This is a genomic window from Parapedobacter sp. ISTM3 (genome assembly GCF_016533505.1).
In the GTDB taxonomy this organism is placed as follows: Bacteria; Bacteroidota; Bacteroidia; order Sphingobacteriales; family Sphingobacteriaceae; genus Parapedobacter; species Parapedobacter luteus.
Genome location: NZ_JAENGN010000002.1, coordinates 159,970 through 176,821 on the forward strand (window position 1 = coordinate 159,970; position 16,852 = coordinate 176,821).

16 protein-coding genes are annotated in these 16,852 nt (G+C 50.3%); 5 read left to right on the top strand and 11 right to left on the bottom strand.

Translation table 11 applies throughout. The features are described from left to right. Positions 1-28: 28 nt before the first annotated feature. Positions 29-2,890, bottom strand: a complete 2,862-nt coding sequence (locus JHJ32_RS03405; protein ID WP_200119866.1) for a TonB-dependent receptor — start codon at positions 2,888-2,890, stop codon at positions 29-31. Positions 2,891-3,014: 124 nt separating this feature from the next. Beyond that, positions 3,015-3,473 (bottom strand): hypothetical protein, encoded by a 459-nt coding sequence (locus JHJ32_RS03410; protein WP_200119868.1) that lies wholly within the window; start codon positions 3,471-3,473, stop codon positions 3,015-3,017. A gap of 133 nt (positions 3,474-3,606) precedes the next feature. On the opposite strand from JHJ32_RS03410, the gene JHJ32_RS03415 reads away from it, so the two are divergent. Beyond that, on the top strand, positions 3,607-4,056 hold the full coding sequence (locus JHJ32_RS03415) for a PepSY-like domain-containing protein (protein WP_200119871.1): 450 nt from the start codon (positions 3,607-3,609) through the stop codon (positions 4,054-4,056). Positions 4,057-4,067: 11 nt separating this feature from the next. Here JHJ32_RS03415 and trpA read toward each other — a convergent pair whose 3' ends face one another. Genes trpA through trpD form a run of 4 tightly spaced genes read right to left on the bottom strand, consistent with a single transcriptional unit; the run spans position 4,068 to position 7,700 of the window. Next, on the bottom strand, positions 4,068-4,841 hold the full coding sequence (gene trpA / locus JHJ32_RS03420) for a tryptophan synthase subunit alpha (protein ID WP_200119874.1): 774 nt from the start codon (positions 4,839-4,841) through the stop codon (positions 4,068-4,070). Positions 4,842-4,844: 3 nt separating this feature from the next. Next, complete coding sequence (gene trpB, locus JHJ32_RS03425) at positions 4,845-6,029, bottom strand: tryptophan synthase subunit beta (RefSeq protein WP_200119875.1); 1,185 nt, start codon at positions 6,027-6,029, stop codon at positions 4,845-4,847. After that, complete coding sequence (locus JHJ32_RS03430; RefSeq protein WP_200119876.1) at positions 6,022-6,651, bottom strand: phosphoribosylanthranilate isomerase; 630 nt, start codon at positions 6,649-6,651, stop codon at positions 6,022-6,024. The genes trpB and JHJ32_RS03430 overlap by 8 nt, the downstream gene beginning before the upstream one ends. A gap of 56 nt (positions 6,652-6,707) precedes the next feature. Beyond that, positions 6,708-7,700 (bottom strand): anthranilate phosphoribosyltransferase, encoded by a 993-nt coding sequence (trpD, locus tag JHJ32_RS03435; protein WP_200119877.1) that lies wholly within the window; start codon positions 7,698-7,700, stop codon positions 6,708-6,710. Between the two features lie 242 nt (positions 7,701-7,942). On the opposite strand from trpD, the gene JHJ32_RS03440 reads away from it, so the two are divergent. After that, the gene (locus tag JHJ32_RS03440; protein ID WP_200119878.1) at positions 7,943-8,605 is read left to right on the top strand and encodes a TatD family hydrolase; all 663 of its coding nucleotides are present in this window, start codon (positions 7,943-7,945) and stop codon (positions 8,603-8,605) included. Further along, positions 8,606-9,421 carry a ThiF family adenylyltransferase gene (locus tag JHJ32_RS03445; RefSeq protein WP_200119879.1) on the top strand — a complete coding sequence of 272 codons (816 nt, stop codon included), beginning with the start codon at positions 8,606-8,608 and terminating at the stop codon, positions 9,419-9,421. A gap of 100 nt (positions 9,422-9,521) precedes the next feature. On the opposite strand, the gene JHJ32_RS03450 is transcribed toward JHJ32_RS03445, so the two are convergent. The 5 genes from JHJ32_RS03450 to JHJ32_RS03470 are packed head-to-tail and all read right to left on the bottom strand — an operon-like array spanning position 9,522 to position 12,893. After that, on the bottom strand, positions 9,522-9,743 hold the full coding sequence (locus tag JHJ32_RS03450; RefSeq protein ID WP_002996718.1) for a DUF2795 domain-containing protein: 222 nt from the start codon (positions 9,741-9,743) through the stop codon (positions 9,522-9,524). 44 nt (positions 9,744-9,787) lie between these two features. Beyond that, entirely contained in the window at positions 9,788-9,976 is a 189-nt protein-coding gene (locus JHJ32_RS03455; protein ID WP_200119881.1) for a hypothetical protein, read from the bottom strand. Beyond that, entirely contained in the window at positions 9,963-10,721 is a 759-nt protein-coding gene (locus tag JHJ32_RS03460; protein WP_079716781.1) for an ABC transporter ATP-binding protein, read from the bottom strand. Before JHJ32_RS03460 ends, JHJ32_RS03455 begins: the two co-directional genes overlap by 14 nt. 40 nt (positions 10,722-10,761) lie before the next feature. Further along, positions 10,762-11,484, bottom strand: a complete 723-nt coding sequence (locus JHJ32_RS03465; RefSeq protein ID WP_233632454.1) for a 1-acyl-sn-glycerol-3-phosphate acyltransferase — start codon at positions 11,482-11,484, stop codon at positions 10,762-10,764. Between the two features lie 41 nt (positions 11,485-11,525). After that, complete coding sequence (locus JHJ32_RS03470; RefSeq protein ID WP_200119884.1) at positions 11,526-12,893, bottom strand: dipeptidase; 1,368 nt, start codon at positions 12,891-12,893, stop codon at positions 11,526-11,528. Between the two features lie 349 nt (positions 12,894-13,242). Between JHJ32_RS03470 and JHJ32_RS03475 the strand changes: the two genes are divergently transcribed. Continuing rightward, on the top strand, positions 13,243-16,035 hold the full coding sequence (locus JHJ32_RS03475) for an outer membrane beta-barrel family protein (protein ID WP_200119885.1): 2,793 nt from the start codon (positions 13,243-13,245) through the stop codon (positions 16,033-16,035). Positions 16,036-16,039: 4 nt separating this feature from the next. Further along, complete coding sequence (locus JHJ32_RS03480; protein ID WP_200119886.1) at positions 16,040-16,819, top strand: GLPGLI family protein; 780 nt, start codon at positions 16,040-16,042, stop codon at positions 16,817-16,819. The last annotated feature ends 33 nt before the right edge of the window (positions 16,820-16,852 follow it).

Sequence of the window (16,852 nt, forward strand, 5' to 3'; positions counted from 1 at the left end):
CTTCAATCGTTGCTCCAAGTCCAACGTCCTACTTGACGCTAAACCTCACCCCGATGTAAAACATTCTGCCGGTGATCGGGCCCCAAAGCAACGACGAGTCAAAGAACTCACTGAAGGGCTGGTCTGCCGCCAATACCGGATTTTGCTGGAAAAAGTCGGTTAAATTTTCCCCACCGATATAAAGGTCGATAGGACGGTTTTTGCCGATGGTTTTACTGATTTGCGCATTCATCGTGGTATAGGTTTGTGAATATTCGGGCATTTGGTATGCTATCGGGTTGGCTGCCGTGGATGGAAGGCGCTTCTGGCCTGTGATATTGAGCGTATAATCGAAATGCCAGCCGCCACTGTGCGTACGGTAGCCAAGATTGAGAAACCCGCGGTGACGTGCCACCAATGGCCGTTGCATCAGCGTATTGGTATACGTGGTCTTCACATCAAAAAAGCGGTAAGCCATACGTGCTTCAAAATGTGGCAAAGGCATCAGGCGCAGTTCCGTCTGCATGCTATTGGAATAGGATTTGCCTTCCAGGTTGTAAAACACCAGCTCGCGTGGGTTTTCATAGTCAACCACTACCTGATTGGTGAAGTCGTTCCTGAAAAATTCGGCACTGAACGATGCCTCCCGCTGGAACAACCGGAATGACTGGTCGAAGCTGATGCCCGTATTCCACGCGATTTCCGGTTTGAGGCCATACGCATTTTCGCCGTGATTTGCTGTGGCGATGCGAACTATCCGTGAGCTGGCCAATGCAGCGGTATTTTCTGCGAAGATGTTGGCCGTGCGTTGTCCGCGGCCGCTGCTGATCCGAAACGTGGTGCCGGCTATGGGTTGATAGCGTATATGCGCGCGCGGCGTGGCAAACCAACCATAAAGGTTGTTGTAGTCGCCCCGCATGCCCAATACGGCATCAAATTTTTCCGATGGACTGTACGTGTACTCAAAGAAGCCGCCCGGAACCGCTTCAGTGCGTGCAAATTGCTGCCCGATGTAATGTTCGTCATATCGGTCGTACTGCATACTCAGGCCTGTGCGGTATTTGTGCACGACGGTACCGATGATGTCCTGGTAAATCAGGTTGGCATAGGCATTTCGTTGTCGGGCATCGTATGTGCGCAGGCCGAAATAGGAATGCTGATCATAAGCAGAGCCCGAGAGCTGCAGGCCAATACTGCGCTGGGTTTGCTGGGGGAAGACATAACCGATTTTGGCAAATACTTCATAACGCTCAATGTCAAACCCCAGCCCGTACCGGTTTTCGGTCAGCTTGTCCGTAGCTGGGTCAAAGTCAATTTGCCCGCCGGTGCGATCGTCGCTAAGGAACTTGAAGCCAAATTGGAGGACGAAGCCCTTGCCGTCTTCATACTTCCACCTGTTTACACCCGAAAAGAGGTTGCCCACGGGGACATCCCGAAAGCCATTATTGCTGAAATTCATGTTTTTGTTATACATGAAATTATCGTGCAGGAGCAGCCCGCCTGTCCACCGTTCATTAAACCGGTGGGATAGGTTGAGGTTGATATCAGATCGTCCCATATTATTGGTATAAGCATTGAAAAATAGCCTATCGGACGTCTCCGGCTTCTTCAGCTCCACATTGATCTGCCCGGCGATGTTTTCAAAGCCATTGACCACCGATCCAATCCCTTTTCCGATTTGGATAGACTCGATCCAGGTTCCAGAAATACTGTTCAGTCCCAGCGGGATGGCCAGGCCACGGGGACCTGGAAGGTTCTCTACCGTCAGCTGGGTATAGATACCGCTCAGGCCCAGCATCTGGATTTGTTTGCTGCCGGTGACCGCGTCGCTGCTCACTACATCCACAGATGCATTGGTTTCAAAGCTTTCGCTGAGGTCACAACACGCCGCTTTAAATAGTTCCTGTCCTGTCAAAACCTCCAGTCTGGTTGGACTAAGTGCTGCGATGTAGTTAGAACGCCGTCTCGCTGACACGGTTACTTCGGCCAATACATTGTCCTTGGCGGTGACTACTACCACCTCATGGGGGTCAACGATTGCCAGGGTATCCGGCTGGTGTCCGGCATACGAAATCACGAGCTGCTTCAGGTGCTCCTGGTGGTCGATTCTGAATACCCCTGATGCATCCGTTTGCGCCTGGATGGACGCGTCTTCCACCCAATAGACATTGGCCGACTCAATAGGGGTAAGCTCACCACGGTTATTTTCCTGCATGACGACGCCCGTGACGGTGTGGTCGTCGTGGTGATCCCGCCCGGTGACTTTATGCACGTTGGCCTCGTCTCGATAATGGCAGCAAGCAGGCAACTTCGTATACGCATCCGCATCAGCGGCACGCCCTTCGACATCATGGCCGGCAGTGAGGATACGCGCCTTGGCGGCTTCTACATCATACACGGCGGGGTCAAAGGAAAGGGTAAGTAGTTGGGTGCTGGCTTCCCAACGTGCGTTTTTCAGGCCGTCTGCCCGTACAGCCTTTTCAATCCGTGATTTACACATGCCGCATACGCCCGCCACTTCGAAAGATATGGTGCCTTGGTCGGTCGCTGGGACATTGCTGTCGCTGCCAGGTTCCATGCGGGTATACAGGCAGCATTCGGGCAGCGCGTTGTATGCTTCGTTGTCTGCACGTAGCCCATCAACATCGTGACCTGCCGCGGCAATGCTTTTTTTGATGGTTGCGATGTCGGTGAGCTTGGGATTGACTGCCAGCCGGAGCTGTTGGCTTTCTGCATCCCATACGGCGGTTTCGGCCCCTGCATCTTTTGCGGCCTTTTCAATTCGTGATTTGCACATACCGCAGTTGCCAGCTACGGTAAATAAATGGCTGGTGCTATCTTGGGCCCTGATCGACAATGACGCCGGTAGCAACAGAAATAGCGTGATATACGCTTTAATAAAGAAACTCATGGTATTAAAATTTGATTGCTGATGTTGATTTAAAACCTAAATCTTATGCCGTTGCGCAACCGCCGAACGGGGGGAAGCAGTTTTTAGGCTTGGCCCGCTGGCGAATGATCAACGGTCAGCAAAATCAAATGCGGTAAGTACAATGCTGGATGAATAAAGGTACAGCAACCTCGGGAGGGGCGTCGTCAATCGTTTGGACGGTATGGCAAAATTCCGGAGGCAGGTCGATGACATGCGCTAAGGTAAAAACCAATAGCTCCAGCGGATAGATTTTCAAGACATTTTTGTCTCCGCTGGGGAGGTGTTCTTCGGTCGTTTTCTTTGCCTCGACCTTTACATGCTGGCAGTGCGGATGCGCTGCAGGGTCATTATCACAACTATCGTCGCCACAGCATGCAGCGTCAGCCTCTTTCTTTTCCTGATGCGTTAAGCAAAGTGGGCAATCTTGGTGTTCGGGCTTTTCTTGCTCATGCTGTACCGCCAGCTTCTGGAGTTCACCGCAGCAATAATGCAGGTGCACGGTCGCTCCGGTTGCCGAGAACGCATAGATAACGGTGAGTAATATGACGAATACCTTTGCCACAATGCAAAGGTAAGGAAAAACCTAACAATTTTCTAATGGACGGCCATTCAGCTTTTTTCGGTGTAATCAATTCAATTTCCAAAGTCTTTCCTACTTTGATTCATTGTTTTGTGCTGAATTAAAATGTACGACCATGAAAAAGTTAGTATTCAGTCTGTGTATCTTTTTTTTGACCGGGGTATCGGTGATGGCTCAACGTGCCACCGCGCGCCGTGTGCCCGCCGTGGTAATTAATGCATTTCAACAGCAATTTCCAAAAGCCCGGCAAGTAGAATGGGATCGGAAGCAGGATGGTACTTATGAAGCTGAATTCAGTGTTGGTTTAATCGGAAGAGACCACAAGGCCGTCATCAGCCCGGAAGGGAAGGTGCTGGCCCACGAAGAAGAAATTGCATCCAGCTCGCTTCCAGAGGCTGTGAAAAATCAGATAGCGGTAGAATTTAGCGGATACCGTATCGAAGAAGTGAAGAAAATCAATGCCGGCCATGCGTTGACGTACGAAGTCGAGCTTGAAAACCGGAAGGGCGATTTGAAAGTTCGCTTCAATGCGGACGGTAAAATCCTGAAAGAGCGGATGGACTGATGTCCAATCCGCTAGCTCCGCAGTTGGCGGATAAACTGGGGTATTTTTTCCATGTAGTCTGCCTCGCCGAGTAGCCGGACGAAAGCACTTCCCACAATAGCCCCATCGGCATAGTCTGTCGCTTGGATAAACGTCCCGTGATTGGAAATGCCAAAACCGATGACGATTGGGTTTTTAAGGCCCATACCGCGAATGCGCGAAAAATAAGCTGTTGTACCTTCGGATACCGCTAGGTTTTTGCCGGTGGTAGCCGATGACGAAAGCAGATAAATAAAACCGGTTGACAAGTCATCGATTTTACGGATGCGTGCTTCCGACGTTTGTGGTGTCACAAGGAAGATATTGCTCAATCCATTTGCTTCAAAGATAGGGCGGTAGTGTTCCTCGAATTCATACATCGGCAGGTCAGGCACAATAACACCGTCTACACCTACAGCCGTGCATGACTTACAGAAGTTTTCCACACCATACTGCAATACCGGATTGACATATCCCATCAGCAGTACCGGTATGGATACCCGCTTACGCAGCGCTTTGAGTTGCTCAAAAAGGATGTGAAGGGTCATGCCGTGACGCAGGGCCGCTTCCGAACTGTGCTGGATGACGGGCCCGTCGGCGACTGGATCAGAGTAAGGGAAGCCGATTTCGAGGAAGTCAACGCCTGCCTTTTCCAGTGCCTCGGCGATATCGAGGGTGCTGTCCAGTGCGGGGTATCCGGCGGTGAAATAAATGGAAAGTATACGTTTGTCGCCTTTTTTGGCAAATAGTTCGTTTATCCTATTCATGGTTTAAAACCCAAAAAACTTCATGTAATTGTCCAAATCTTTGTCGCCCCGGCCAGAAAGGCAGACCACGACACTTTCGTCATTGCTGAAGGTCATTTTTTCCAGCTGTGCCAACGCGTGTGCACTTTCGATTGCGGGGATAATCCCTTCAAGACGGGTCAACAGAAGGCCGGCTTGCATGGCTTCCTCATCCGTAATGGCAGCATAGGTTGCACGTCCCGATTTATGCAGCCAGGCATGCTGCGGCCCAATACCGGGATAGTCCAGCCCCGCTGATATAGAGTACGGTTCAATGACCTGTCCGTCATCGGTTTGCATCAGGATGGAGCGGCTGCCATGCAATACGCCTTCGCGGCCGAGGACGGTGGTCGCTGCTGACTCGCCGGAGTGCACGCCTTTTCCGGCCGCTTCCACAGCTACAAGCTTTACCGAAGGCTCGTCGAGAAAATGATAAAACATACCTGCGGCGTTGCTCCCGCCGCCTACGCAGGCAACAGCATAGTCGGGGATTTCACGTCCGGTTTTTTCGAGCAATTGCTTCCGGGTCTCCGCCGAGATGACCGATTGAAACCGGGCTACCATATCCGGATAAGGGTGGGGCCCCACCACCGATCCAATGATGTAGTGGGTATCCAATGGGTTGTTTATCCAGTCACGCAAGGCCTCATTAGTGGCATCCTTGAGGGTTTTGCTGCCCGAAGTGGCAGCTATCACTTCGGCGCCCATCATCTTCATGCGGGCGACGTTGGGTGCCTGCCGCTCGATATCGATTGCTCCCATATATACCACACATTGCAGTCCTTTCAGCGCACACACCGTGGCGGTTGCCACGCCGTGCTGTCCCGCCCCTGTCTCGGCGATGATACGTTTCTTTCCCAGTCGTTCGGCAAGCAGGATTTGGCCAATGGTGTTGTTTATTTTATGTGCACCGGTGTGGTTGAGATCTTCCCGTTTAAGGAAAATATTCGTGCCGTACCGGTCAGAAAGGCGTCCGGCACGGTACAGCGGCGAGGGCCGGCCTACATAATCCCGCAACAGCTGGTCGAATTCCTGCCGGAAGCTTTCGCTTTGGATAATGGGAAGATAGCTTCGCTGCAGTTCATCCACATTGGGATAAAGCATTTCTGGAATATAGGCCCCCCCGAAATTGCCATAATATCCATTGTCGTTTACCTGATATTTACTCATCGTTGATGTTTTGTAACGTTCGTTTCAGTAATTCAATGTTTTTGATTCCGGGTTCGGTCTCAAATCTAGAATTCAGGTCGAGGGCATACAGCCGATCGTCGCCTAATCGCACCGCATCATGGATATTGTCGGCGCTCAGACCGCCGCTCAGGAAAAAGGGCTTGCTGGATCGGTAGCCCTCAAGTAATTTCCAATCGAAGCTCATGCCCGTGCCTCCATGCTGAGGGCTTTTGGTGTCAAATAGGTAGTAGTCGGCTACCGCTTCGTATGCCGCTAATGCCGACCAATCAAAGCCATCACTGATGCCGAATGCCTTAATGATTTCGATTCCGAGGTTACGCAATTCAGTACAATATTCGGGCGTTTCGTTTCCATGCAATTGCACCGCTGCCAAGCGGTATTGATGTATCGTTGTTCGTATTCGTTCCAACTGCGCATCGACGAACACGCCTGTCTTTATCGCCGGACCTTGTAGCTCCGCCACCCATGCGGCGTCCAGATCCCCGATGAAGCGTTTAGAGGTGGGGTGGAAGATAAAACCGGCATAATCCGGCTGCAAATCCAACACATCCCGAATGTTTTCCGGGGAATTCAATCCACATATTTTGATTTTTGGGTTCATTTCTTTTTATGCCTTGCGCCGGGCCATAGTTGCCCACTGTGCATATCGCTTCCTACCTATGCTCCATTAACTAACCTGTTAAAACTACCCAAGGCTTTCTTACCCAATAATGATGCCTCTGCTTCGTAGTAACAGTCGCCGAAACTCTTCTCCGGATGGATGGTCTGTATGGCAATCGCCGCATTAGCGAGGACCACGTTGTTTTGTTCCGCAGTACCATCGCCATTGATGACCATAGTAAATATTTTTGCGGCATCCGCTATGGTTTCGCCCCCGTGTATGCTTTGAGCGGATTGCGGCGTAAAGCCAAGTTGCTCAATGGTATAGAAATGTTCACCCTTGTTGGTAACGGTTTTAAAATCGCCTGTCAACGAGATTTCATCGTATCCATCAAGTGCATGGAGAATCGTATACTGCTTGTTCGTCTGCTGATAGAGGTAGCCGTAGAGGCGTGCCAGTTCGAGGCTGAATACGCCGACGGATTGGTAGCGGGGGTTCGTGGGGTTCACCAGAGGTCCAATCATATTGAAAAAGGTTTTTACGCCCAACTCACGGCGGATAGGTGCCACGGTTTTCATTGCCGGATGGAACAGCGGCGCATGGAGGAAACAAATGTTTGCCTCATCCAGTTGCCGGTTGATGTCATCCCTGTCGTTCGTAAACCGGTATCCGAGATACTCCATGACATTGGACGACCCGCATCCCGAAGATACACCATAATTGCCGTGTTTGGCCACAGGATATCCCGCTCCGGCCACCACGAAAGAAGCGAGCGTGGAAATATTAAACGTGTTTTTCCCGTCCCCGCCAGTGCCGCACAGGTCGATTAGCTGATAACCCGGAAAATCCAGTTGCAGGCAAAGATCGTACATCGCATCGCGGAACCCTTCCAGCTCTTCCACCCGAATACTTCTCATCCCATATGCGGTCATAAATGCCGCTATCTGCGAGTTGTTGTATTTTCCTGAAGCGATATGGATCAGTATTTCATACGCTTCACGTTTGGTGAATGTTTTGAATTCGAATAAATGCGCTAGTATCTGTTTCATTTGCAGGTTTCACTGTTGATAACACATAAAAAAAGCCTGCCGATATGGGCAAGCCGCTATATATTTCAGTAACATGATTACTTGTCATAATAGGCGATTGCCACAACATTTAATTGCTGTGCCACCACCAAGTAATATGCTCGTTTTTACAATTCATTTCGTTTGACGCAAATATGCGTTTTTGTTTTGAAAGATGCAAGGAAGTGAAATAAATAGTTGAAATTTGACTCGATTTATAGCGTATGCTTGTGCCTTTTTTTGACATCCATGCTCATCGTGGTGCGCCACATTCGGCCGGCGCCTCGGTAATTTATAATGTCCTGCCGTTGCACGAAAAACCAACGTCGGTAAATACCTGGATCTCCCTCGGCCTACACCCTTGGTATCTTACCGAAGAAAACCTGGAATCGCAGATGGAAGTACTGGCACACCACATCGATCACGCCCAAGTCAAGCTGGTGGGCGAATGTGGCTTCGACCGGCTGCGCGGCCCCGCTATGCCTATCCAGCAAGCCGCCTTCGAGCGGCAGGCCGTACTGGCTGTGAGGCACAATAAGCCGATGATTATTCATTGTGTGCGGGCATTTGACGAGCTACAGTCCTACGGCAAACGCTACGCTGCCAAAGTACCGATGATTGTGCACGGTTTTAACAAGTCGCCGGCCTTGGCTGGCCAGCTATTACGGCAAGGTTTTTACCTTTCGTTTGGTGCGGCAATAATGGAAGAAACCAGCAATGCGGCGAAGACCATCCGGCAGCTGGCGCCGCCTTTTTTTCTCGAGACGGATGATAGCGGAGTAAACATACAAGCCATTTATGAGCAAGCCGCTTTTTTGCGCAATATGGCGCTAGATGACCTGAAAGATGCTATTTTTGCCAGCTGGAAAAAAATTCAACTGACTTAAATGATCGATATTAGCTGGTTATCGCGTTCGGCGTTGCTCGTGGGCGATGACGGAATAGCGCTGTTACAACAGAAACACGTTTTAGTGGTGGGGCTTGGCGGCGTGGGATCTTTTGCCGCAGAGTTTATCTGCCGGGCGGGAGTAGGGGAGATGACCATTGTCGACGGGGATGTAGTCGATCCTTCCAACCGCAACCGCCAATTGCCAGCGCTGGCGACCAATCACGGCGCAAGTAAAGCGCGTATCATGGAAGAGCGATTGCTGGCTATTAACCCCAATCTGAAGTTACACGTCGTGCAGGACTTCCTTACCCCGCAGAAATGCCGGGAAATACTGAGCAAGCCGTATGACTACGTCATGGACTGCATCGACAGCATCACGCCAAAGGTCACATTGTTGTCCACCGCCTTGCATTCGGGCGTGCCAATCGTCAGCTCGATGGGTGCGGGAGGGAAGCTCGATCCCACGATGATACGCGTCACGTGGCTGCCGGAGACCTATCAGTGCGTATTTGCGCAATATGTACGGAAGCGGCTGAAAAAGTTGGCCAATGCCGGTAACGTCAAGGCCGTGTTTTCGGTCGAGGAGGTAAAGCGCGATTCATTAGTGATGACCGACGGCAGCAATTTCAAGCGTTCGGCCTACGGTACGATTTCCTATCTGCCGGCTGCGTTCGGCGGCGTGTGTGCATCGGTAGTTATCCGTGATTTGTTGGACGTTCCGGTAACGATGGTATCCAGGCCGAAACGGATACAACCGAGAAAAGTAAAGACTAATAAACACATCGCAGCGAAGCAAACCCTCGGTATGAGATAAAATTACATCAATTGCCAGTCCGGTTGCCGATTTAGGATGTCGTAATTATCGGTACAAAAACACAACCGCCCCGGACTTTATCGTGCGGGGCGGCTATGTGTCAATATTCATCTTCGTTAAAGAAGAAGTCATCCTTGGTCGGATAGTCGGGCCAAATTTCTTCTATATTTTCATAAGGCTCACCATCGTCCTCCAGGGCTTGCAAATTTTCGATTACTTCCACTGGAGCACCTGAGCGTATGGCATAATCAATAAGCTCGTCTTTTGTTGCCGGCCAAGGTGCATCTTCCAAATGTGAGGCTAACTCGAGTGTCCAATACATAACTTGTCAATTTAAGTTCCAATTTTGCGCAAAAATATAATATTTCAATTATGATTTTTAAATTTTTTGTCAATATTTTTTAATATTCGTTTAAGTTGTTGGTTAACAGCTGGTTGTTTGGTGTTAAGGCGTTGTTTTTGCGTAAAAAATGCCGCTTTTTCAGCAAAAGCGGCAACGGGAAACCGTAAAAATGAGGAATAACGCGCGTCAAGTACACGGCTAAATGTTTTCAAAATCGGTTCCTTTTTCCCGTAAAGCAGCGAGCCGTGGCGATACACTTTTGATGTCTTTGTTGGGGTAGTCGTCTTCCACCAGGCCGTCCCGCATGCGGACAATCCGGTGTGCATGTTGCGCAATGTCTTCTTCGTGTGTGACAAGGATGATGGTATTACCGCGGGAGTGGATTTCTTCCATCAGCCCCATGATTTCGATCGACGTCTTCGTATCCAGGTTACCGGTAGGCTCATCGGCAAGGATGATAGACGGGTTATTGATCAAGGCCCGGGCTACAGCCACCCGTTGGCGCTGACCACCGGAAAGCTCGTTGGGCTTATGGTCAACACGGTTTCCTAAACCGACACTTTCTAAGGCCCGTTGTGCCATTTCATCCCGTTTCTTCTTGCTGTATCCGGCGTAAACCAAGGGCAATGCGACATTGTCCAGGGAAGTGGAGCGTGGCAGCAGGTTGAATGTTTGGAATACAAAGCCGATCTCCTTGTTGCGCACTTCGGCAAGTTCATCATCACTCATGTCGCTCACATTGATGCCGTTGAGGATATACTCTCCCCGCGTGGGTGTGTCCAGGCAACCAAGGATATTCATCAAGGTCGATTTGCCGGAGCCCGATGGCCCCATGAGAGCAACAAATTCACCTTTATTGATTTCAAGCGTCACTGACTTCAGTGCGTGGATGGTTTCCGAGCCGATGACATATTTGCGTCCGATATCCTTGATTTGAATGAGGGCCTGATGCGACATAAATTTTTCTTTTCCTTAAGACGTACGAATATAGCAAAAGTTACAAGCCTCCTATTCTGACCCAGCGTTTTTTTATCAGCTGGTGGACTTCATCCCGCAGTTGATCGGCTTGGTCCAATCCAAGGCCGGCGGTCTCCACTGGCTTCAGGACTTCGATATCGATGACTCCCGGCCGGCTTCCGTAGGCTTTGGCATCATCCCAGAAAATTTTCCATGCATTGTGGATAATGACCGGTATGATGGGCGCTTGCGTTTCGATGGCTAATTTGAAGGGGCCGTTTTTAAAGTCATACAGGCGGGGCGGGTATTCTTCACCGATATGCCCCTCGGGAAAGATAGCCATACTTCGTCCTTTTCGGAGGTATCCGTCGGCGCGTTTGAACGCCTTGAAGGCGGAGATTTTGCTTTGCCGGTTCAGCGGAATATCGATTGTCTTGAAAAACATACCCGTCACCGGATTGTCCAACAGCTCGATTTTTCCCATGAAGGAAAAATCAGCCGGACAGAGCAACACCAACGCCGTAATGTCCAGGTTGGAAGTGTGGTTCGCACAAATGACGTATGGGCGCGACCAATCGATGGACGTTTCAAATCGGAATCTGTAAATTATTCCGACACATACCGAGCTTAAAAAGCCAATGGCCCGGCGGCAACGTGCGATGCTTCGCGAATGGCGTTCGGGATTGCGGGCCAAAAACTTCAATAACGGATAAAAGAGGGCAAAGAAAACTAAAACAGATGCCAAATAGAGGCATCTGTGCATTTTTCTTATCACGTGTATCATCCCCTTCAAGCCCCCCGAAGTTAGCTTAATTCCGCGAAATACTTGTGAAACAGCGGAATCGTTTCTATCCCTTTGAAATAATTGGCGATGTCATACTTTTCGTTGGGCGAATGCAGGTTGTCGCTGTCCAGCCCAAAGCCCATCAGTACGGTTTTCAATCCCAATTCGTCTTCAAACAACGATACGATGGGAATGCTTCCGCCGCCCCGCGTGGGGATAGGTTTCTTGCCAAAGGCCTCCTCAATCGCCTTCTCGGCGGCTCGGTAGGCTGGGCTGTCGGTCGGTGTCACCGCCGGCTGGCCACCATGGTGGGGCGTCACCTTCACGGATACATAGTCGGGTGCGATGCGTTCGAACTGTTTGGTGAACAGGGCGGTGATGGTGGCTGAATCTTGGTTGGGCACCAGCCGCATCGAAATCTTAGCATATGCCTTTGATGGCAGCACCGTTTTGGCACCTTTGCCGATATATCCGCCCCAGATGCCATTGACTTCAAGCGTGGGGCGTATCCCAGTGCGTTCAATGGTGGAGTATCCCTTTTCGCCCCAAAGTGCCTTTATGCCAAGATCCTGCTTGTATTCATCTTCGTCAAATGGTGCCTCGTTCAGCGCGTTGCGTTCCGCGTCACTGAGCTCAGCTACATCGTCATAAAAGCCGGGGATGGTGATGCGGTTGTTTTCATCATGCAACGAAGCGATGAGTTTGGCCAGGATAGTAATCGGGTTGGCCACAGCACCGCCATATACACCGGAGTGCAGGTCGCGGTTGGGGCCTGTCACCTCCACTTCAAGGTAAGAAAGGCCGCGGAGTCCGGTTTCCAGCGAAGGAGTCTCCAAGCTGATCATCGCTGTATCGGAGATGAGTACCACGTCGGCTGCCAAACGCGCTTTATTGGCTTTTACAAACACGCCCAAGTTATCCGAACCTACTTCTTCTTCCCCTTCAATCATGAATTTGACATTGCAGGCCAGGGTACCTGTCGCTTGCATCAGTTCAAACGCCTTGACGTGCATGTAAAACTGTCCTTTGTCGTCACATGCGCCCCGGGCAAATATTTTGCCATCGCGTACCGTAGGCTCAAACGGTGGGGTCTCCCATAACTCCAACGGGTCCGGGGGTTGCACATCATAATGGCCGTATACCAGTACCGTGGGCTTGTTGGGGTCGATTATTTTCTCGCCGTATACGATAGGATGGCCGGCGGTAGCGCATACTTCCACGTTATCGGCCCCCGCATCCCGTAATTTTTGGGCAACGTATTCCGCCGTGTCTCGCACATCGGCTGCATATTGCGGGTCTGCGCTCACGGACGGAAAACGGAGTAACGCAAACAACTCATCCAAAAAGCGCTGCTGGTTCGCTTTCACATATTCTTTGATCTTCTGCATAGTAAGAGGCTTTCCGGCAAACTTAGGTAATTTGCCAAATATAGACAAATAGCAGTCGCTCATGAGGGTACATCAGCGTTCAGATTTCTGTAATTTATGCTGCTTGTTTATGCAACATATTGCCCGCAACTGCGTCAAAAGCCTCGGAGCATCGGCTTGATAGCGTTTGCCTGACGTACCGTAGGCGTGGCAATGACTGTTAAAAATGATAATTTGTTTTGAAACTATTTTTTTAGTTTTATATTTGCGACAGTTGGAAATAGTATACACGATTAGAGGCAGCCTGAAATAATCCAGCACGTAATCAGTAGAAGGTAAGATACCTAATATATGCATTAAACCCCGATTTATGAAGCGATTCCTCGTTACGCTGTTAGCGGTATGTTCATGCTGGTTGTTTTCGGTAGCTCAGGAAGGCTATGCCATCAAAGGTACGGTGGTGGATACGGCATCCAGCATTAAACTGGCCAAATCGTCCATTGTGCTTGTGCACGCCCAGGATTCCATGCTTTATACGTTTACCCGTACGGACGCGTCGGGCAATTTCCAACTGGAGGGGCTGGATGCAGGTGAGTACATCCTTTTCGCCACGTTTCCCGAGTATGCCGACTATGTGGAGCGGTTTACCTTGGACAGTGCGACCAAGGTGCTGGATTTTGGCAATTTGGGGTTGGTGCTCCGCTCCAAGCTGTTGGAAGAGGTATTGGTCAGTCGCCGGCAGGCCATCACGATTCGGGGGGATACAACGGAATATGATGCCGCCAGTTTCACCATCCAGCCCAATTCGAAGGTGGAAGATTTGCTCCAGCAATTGCCGGGTATCCAAGTCGATCAGGATGGTAAAATCACTGCCCAAGGGCAGACGGTCAATAAAGTATTGGTGGATGGCGAGGAGTTTTTCGGTGATGACCCGACCTTGGTCACCCGAAATCTTCGCGGCGACATGGTTGATAAAGTACAGCTTTATGACAAACGGAGCGACCAAGCCGAGTTTACTGGGGTAGACGATGGCGAACGGTCGAAAACACTCAATATCGTCCTTAAGGAAGATAAGAAGACGGGGCATTTTGGTAAAGTAGATGCGGGTGTTGGCAATAAAGACTTCTACCAAGGCCAGGCGATGTTCAACCGTTTCAATAATAAGCAGCGGTTTTCGGCATTCGGCACGCTCGGCAACACGGGGCGGACAGGGTTGAGCTGGCAGGATGCCGACCGCTATTCGCCATCCGGCAGTACGAGCTTGATGGAAGACGGTGGCATCATGATTATGATGACGGGCGGCCAGGACGATATCGAATCCTGGGGCGGCCGGTATGACGGCCGCGGAATTCCCTCTGCGTTGAACGGGGGCGCGTTCTACAGCAACAAATGGAACGACGGTAGGCAATCCATCAACGGGAACTATAAAATCGGCGAACTAAGCGTCGAAGGCACCAACAATACCATCACGCAAAATAACCTGCCCACGGGGACCATCAATACCGTCTCCGACGAGGCGTTCGATCGCCGGATATTCCGGCAGCGCGGCGGAGCTATCTTTGAAACACAGTTTGATTCGACCTCCACGTTGAAAGTGACTGTGGACGGGACCCTCCGAAAGGGCGAGACCAGCGGGTTCAACCAGTCGACGGGTACCGACGGAACAGGTGGCATGCTCAATCAGTCGATGCGCCGTACCACCAATGATACCGAAGGACTCAGCGCTTTCGTGACCGCATTGTGGACCAAAAAGCTCCGGAAACAGGGACGGACACTCTCTTGGGAACTCAACGAAACGATCGAGCAAAGCAACGCACAGGGATTTTTGTATTCGGAAAACACGTTCTATGAACGTGGTACGGTAGATAGTGTTTGGATAATCGATCAGCTCAAGATCAACGACAACAACAGCATGGTGTTCAATTCCAATGTCACCTATTCCGAACCCCTCTCGCAGGCACTTGCCTTGGTCTTGAATTATCGCCTCACAGCAAGCAACGGCACGTCAGTGAGGCAATCGTTCAATCCGGTGGGTGCCGGCAATTACGTGGACCTGGATTCCTTATTCAGCAACGATTTTAAACTCAATCAACTGTCAAACCAGTTGGGAGCCATCGTTAATTTCAAAAAGGGCAAATCTACAGTCAATTTCGGGACACGGATCAGCAGGGTTCGGTTTGATCAAACGGATCGGTATGCTGATAGCCGCTTCGAACGCAGTTTCACCAATCACAATCCGCAATTGCGGTGGCAATATCGGTTTTCCCAGCAGAAGTCGTTTACGCTATCTTATAACGGCAACAATACACAACCGTCTATCAATCAAATCCAGCCTGTGCGGGTGAACGATGATCCCATGAACATCGTACTCGGCAACCCGGATTTGAAACCGTCGTACACCAACCGCTTCAACGTATCGTACAATTCATTCAAAGTGCTCGGCAATCAATACGTATTTTTTTCGGGGAGCTTTTCCAACACGCACAACCCAATCGTCAGCAACACGTTTACCGACTCGGTAGGCCGCAGCACGTTCCAGTATGCAAACCTGGATAATCAATCGCCCATCAATTATTTCTTCTATTCAAACTTCAGTAAGAACCTGAAAAAATGGAATCTCAATGTCGGTGCCGGGCTCAATATGAATGGCAACGTCTATTATAACCTGACCAACGGCGAATTGAATAAGACCCAAAGCTCGAGCTACGGCGGAAGTGTCAATATCCGGCAGTATATCCAAAATAAGTATGATTTCTTCATCAATTTCGGCCCAACCTATACCCATGGCGAATCATCGTTGCAACGGCAGCAAAATAACAATGGTTGGGGGTTAAACGGTAACTACACTTTCAATGTTTACCTGCCCTGGAAGTTTCAGATTACATCCGATGGCCAATATACCTATACGGCGGCCACCCAGTCATTTGATGAAGAGTTTGAACGGTTTATTATCAATGCATCGGTCAGCAAGAAGTTCCTGAAAGATGAGACACTCCGCCTTTCTGTGGGGGTCAACGACCTGCTTAAGCAAAACGTGGGCTTTAGCCGTTATGCCAGCAACAACATGCTTTCGCAGAACAGCTATACGACCATTACACGCTACCTGATGTTCTCCCTTACATGGGATTTCAATAAGATGGGCGGCGTATCCATACAAAATTAGCGATATGAAGAAGAATACGTTTCACCTGTTGGCCTGTTTAGTTGTATTCATGACTGTATCCCAGCCGCTGCGGGCGCAGTACGCCCGCTTTGTCGAGAGCGGTGTCGTCGAATTCGAAAAACGGGTCAATATGTACGCGAAAATCAAAAGCCGGATAGGCGACAACTCATTCATGGAACAGGCTTTCGAACAATACCGGAAGACCAATCCGCAGTTCAAATCGTTCAAATACAGCCTGGCCTTCGCGGATGGAAAAACACGGTTTTGGCCCCATGCCGCGCCGGGCTCCAGTACCGGGTTCCTTGGCAATGATCCGTCTGTCGATTTGGGCAATATCATCGTTACGGACTTGATTGCCGGACAAAGTATCAGCCAGAAAAGTGTTTACGAGGAAACCTACCTGATTACGGATAGCACGAGGCGCATCCAGTGGCGGCTTACCAATGAGACCCGGGAGATTGCGGGGTACGAATGCCGGCGGGCCAATGCCCTGGTGCTGGATTCCGTTTACGTGGTTGCTTTTTATACCGATCAGATTCCGGTGACCGGAGGTCCCGAATCATTTACCGGCTTGCCCGGTTTGATCCTGGGCATAGCCCTTCCCTATGAAAATACTACCTATTTCGCGACCAAAGTGGACGATCGCCCGGTGTCGGCGAAAGAACTGGAAGCCCCTAAAAAGGGCAAGGCCGTTGACTACCGCGAATTGCGCACCCAACTCGAATCAAGCCTGAAAAACTGGGGCGATCGTGCGCAGGCTATCCTGAAAGCTATCCTGTTGTAGTACTAACCACTGCCAGTTTCCGTCAAATCCGCA

Excerpts from the sequence above, each read along its gene's own strand:
- JHJ32_RS03405 (WP_200119866.1), bottom strand. The coding sequence starts at position 2,890 with ATGAGTTTCTTTATTAAAGCGTATATCACGCTATTTCTGTTGCTACCG.
- JHJ32_RS03415 (WP_200119871.1), top strand. The coding sequence starts at position 3,607 with ATGAAAAAGTTAGTATTCAGTCTGTGTATCTTTTTTTTGACCGGGGTA.
- trpA (WP_200119874.1), bottom strand. The coding sequence starts at position 4,841 with ATGAATAGGATAAACGAACTATTTGCCAAAAAAGGCGACAAACGTATA.
- trpB (WP_200119875.1), bottom strand. The coding sequence starts at position 6,029 with ATGAGTAAATATCAGGTAAACGACAATGGATATTATGGCAATTTCGGG.
- JHJ32_RS03430 (WP_200119876.1), bottom strand. The coding sequence starts at position 6,651 with ATGAACCCAAAAATCAAAATATGTGGATTGAATTCCCCGGAAAACATT.
- trpD (WP_200119877.1), bottom strand. The coding sequence starts at position 7,700 with ATGAAACAGATACTAGCGCATTTATTCGAATTCAAAACATTCACCAAA.
- JHJ32_RS03440 (WP_200119878.1), top strand. The coding sequence starts at position 7,943 with ATGCTTGTGCCTTTTTTTGACATCCATGCTCATCGTGGTGCGCCACAT.
- JHJ32_RS03445 (WP_200119879.1), top strand. The coding sequence starts at position 8,606 with ATGATCGATATTAGCTGGTTATCGCGTTCGGCGTTGCTCGTGGGCGAT.
- JHJ32_RS03450 (WP_002996718.1), bottom strand. The coding sequence starts at position 9,743 with ATGTATTGGACACTCGAGTTAGCCTCACATTTGGAAGATGCACCTTGG.
- JHJ32_RS03460 (WP_079716781.1), bottom strand. The coding sequence starts at position 10,721 with ATGTCGCATCAGGCCCTCATTCAAATCAAGGATATCGGACGCAAATAT.
- JHJ32_RS03465 (WP_233632454.1), bottom strand. The coding sequence starts at position 11,484 with ATGCACAGATGCCTCTATTTGGCATCTGTTTTAGTTTTCTTTGCCCTC.
- JHJ32_RS03470 (WP_200119884.1), bottom strand. The coding sequence starts at position 12,893 with ATGCAGAAGATCAAAGAATATGTGAAAGCGAACCAGCAGCGCTTTTTG.
- JHJ32_RS03475 (WP_200119885.1), top strand. The coding sequence starts at position 13,243 with ATGAAGCGATTCCTCGTTACGCTGTTAGCGGTATGTTCATGCTGGTTG.
- JHJ32_RS03480 (WP_200119886.1), top strand. The coding sequence starts at position 16,040 with ATGAAGAAGAATACGTTTCACCTGTTGGCCTGTTTAGTTGTATTCATG.